We start from the raw sequence: 3,049 nt of genomic DNA, 5'->3' as shown, positions 1-3,049 counted from the left end.
TAGCGTCTATGGATGATGAAGAGCTCTATGGAAAAGAGCTTTATACCTATACTTTCTCAAAAGCCGTTCAGAATGAACTTTTAGCACCTTATAAGATTATTGTTTTGGGTGTTAATGAAGAAGAAGTAAGTCAATCCATTCAACATCTAATGACCGATGAGAATTATGAACTTATTCTTGATGATAAAACCAAGATCATAGGCTGTTATCAAGCCCTTGCCAAAATAGATCTCAAGGTTGATTTAAGTGATGACCCTAACCCTATGCGGCGGGCTTTGGCTTTTTGTAAAGACATTAAAACTTCTGAACGTATCCGTGATACCTTCAATTCTCAAGAGATACAGGAAGAATTATTTAATCTTCATCAACTCTATAAAGATACCCCGCCGCTTCAGTGTACCTTTGATCATATTGATGGAACACAAAGTGCCAAAATGCGCAATAAAGCCCTTGATTGGCTTAAGGAAGATGCGGGGGAAAATACGTGTCGTGTGCTCACCAATGTAAGATGTCTGTCTGAAGGGGTGGATATCCCCGCTCTTGATGCCATCATGTTTTTACACCCGCGTAAAAGTCATGTGGATGTGATACAGGCGGTGGGGCGTATCATGCGGCGTGCAAAGGGCAAGAAAAGAGGCTACATCATTTTACCAGTCGGGATCCCTGCTGGGGTTTCTGCTGAACAGGCTTTACGCTACAATAAGAGATACAAGGTAGTCTGGCAAGTGATCAATGCTTTGCTTGCTCATGATGAGAATTTTGAAATCACCCTTAACCAAATGATCTTAGGGCAAGATGTTAGTGATACTTTGGAGATTGTCGCCTTAAAGAGCATGACCGCGGTTGAGGATAAACTCCAGATCCATGAAAAATCAGAACATATGGGACTTGAGATTGGAAAAGCCGCTCATGAACCGCAGCATAGTTATAAAGGGCAAATGAGATTACCTTTTTATAAAGAGTTTCCCAATGCTCTCAAAACCCTTCTTGCAAAGAAATTTGCTATTGCGGATTATTGGGAAAATTGGGCGGGCAATGTGGCTGAGATTGCACAAAATCATATCACGCATCTCCAAAACTTGCTTGCTGATGAAACCAGTGAAGCCTTTCATGCTTTTGATGCCTTTCATAAGGAATTAAAGAACAACTTAAACAGTGAAATAAAACAAGAGGAAGCGATTGAGATGTTAGCACAACATCTTGTCACCCGTCCTGTGTTTGAAGCCTTGTTTGAGGGCAATGAATTTGTACAGAACAATGCCATTTCGCAAGCCATGGAAAAAATCTTAACAGAACTCGATAAAACGAATATCGATGAAGAATCCAAGGAGTTACAAGAGTTTTATAACAGTGTAAGGCTTCGTGCTTCTGGGATTACCACACCACAAGCAAGGCAAAATCTTATTATTACGCTTTATGAAAGCTTTTTTGCCAAGGCATTTAAGAAAACTACGGATAAGCTTGGGATTGTTTATACGCCCGTTGAAGTTGTTGATTTTATCATTCATTCTGTTGATGATGTGTTGCGTAATGAGTTTGGCAAAAGCTTGGGGTCACGGGGTGTTTCTATTCTTGACCCTTTCACGGGGACGGGTACCTTTATCACAAGGCTTTTACAATCTAAACTGATCAAACCAGAGGATATGGAATATAAATTCCGTCATGATATCCACGCCAATGAGATTGTTTTACTCGCCTATTACATAGCAGCGATTAACATTGAATCGACCTATCATAGTCTTATGAAAGGAGAGTATATTCCTTTTAAACATATTGGTTTGACAGATACCTTTCGTATGCTTGAAAAACAAGATTTGATGAAAGGTTTACTAGAGGAAAACAGTGAATATTTAGAACTTCAAAAGAAGCTGAATATTGAAGTTATCTTTGGCAATCCCCCTTATTCGGTAGGTCAAAAAAGCGAAAACGACAATGCAAAGAATACAGCTTATCCGATATTAGATGATCGCATTCGTGAAACCTACGCTGCTCAATCTAAAGTAACGAATATACGAGCGCTTTATGATAGTTATATTCGTGCTATTCGTTGGGCTAGTGACCGTATTGATAATGCTGGAGTAATCGGCTTTGTTTCTGGTTCTGGTTATGTAGAAAAGCCAACAATGGACTGCTTACGAAAATCTTTAGCCAATGAATTTACGAGTATTTATGTGCTTAATTTACGGGGAGATATTCGTAAAAATATGATGAACAAAAATAACGCTCAAGAAGGGGAAAATGTTTTTGGCAATGGTAGTATGACCGGTATCGCTATAACGCTCTTTATCAAAAAGCCCAATGTGACTGAATCATGTAAAATTTACTATCACGACATTGGTAGTAATCTTACAACTAAAAGGAAACTTGAGATCCTTGACGAATTTTGCAGTATTGATGGTATTACCCATGAACAAGGCTGGCAACTCATTACACCAGACAAGCATGGTGACTGGATTCATCAACGTGATGACAGTTTTGCTAGCTTTCTAACCTTGGGTGATAAAAAGGGTAATAATAAGAAAAGGGAAAATAATAAAAAGCTCTTTGAAACTTTTTCGTGTGGTATACAAACTAACCGTGATGCTTGGGCATATAACTCAAATCGTGAAGTTTTAGCAAAAAACATGAGTCATATGATTGCTTTCTATAATAGCGAAGTGGAACGTTTTAATAATGTCTATCCGCATGCTGACCGTAAGTTACGTGCAAATGCTGTAAACAATTTTGTTAGTGTTGATGCTAAAAAAATTTGTTGGAGTAGTAGTCTGAAAGAAGAGTTTGTAAGAGGAAAGGTTTTTGAATTTGAAGATCAATGTCTTATTCAAAGCCTATATCGTCCTTTTACGAAGCAATGGCTTTACTATAGTCGTGTTTTTAACCATAGAGTCTATCAAATGCCGTGTATATTCCCAATGGGACGAATCGTCGAAAATAAAGTAATACAAATTACAGGCATAGGAGCAATGGGAGGCTTTTCTGTATTGATGAATAAAGCCTTACCTAGTTTAGATGCAATAGAAAAAGGTCAATGCTTTCCACGTTATATTTA

1 protein-coding gene is annotated in these 3,049 nt (G+C 38.2%); it reads left to right on the top strand.

The features are described from left to right. Nucleotides 1–3,049 (top strand): type ISP restriction/modification enzyme (locus ACFIO3_RS10805; RefSeq protein WP_375704446.1); only part of this gene is annotated, 3,049 nt, incomplete at both ends.

It is taken from the genome of Bartonella sp. AD328YNZD, assembly GCF_042196425.1.
Note: the sequence above shows the minus strand (reverse complement) of the source record. Positions and strands in the feature narration are given on the sequence as shown.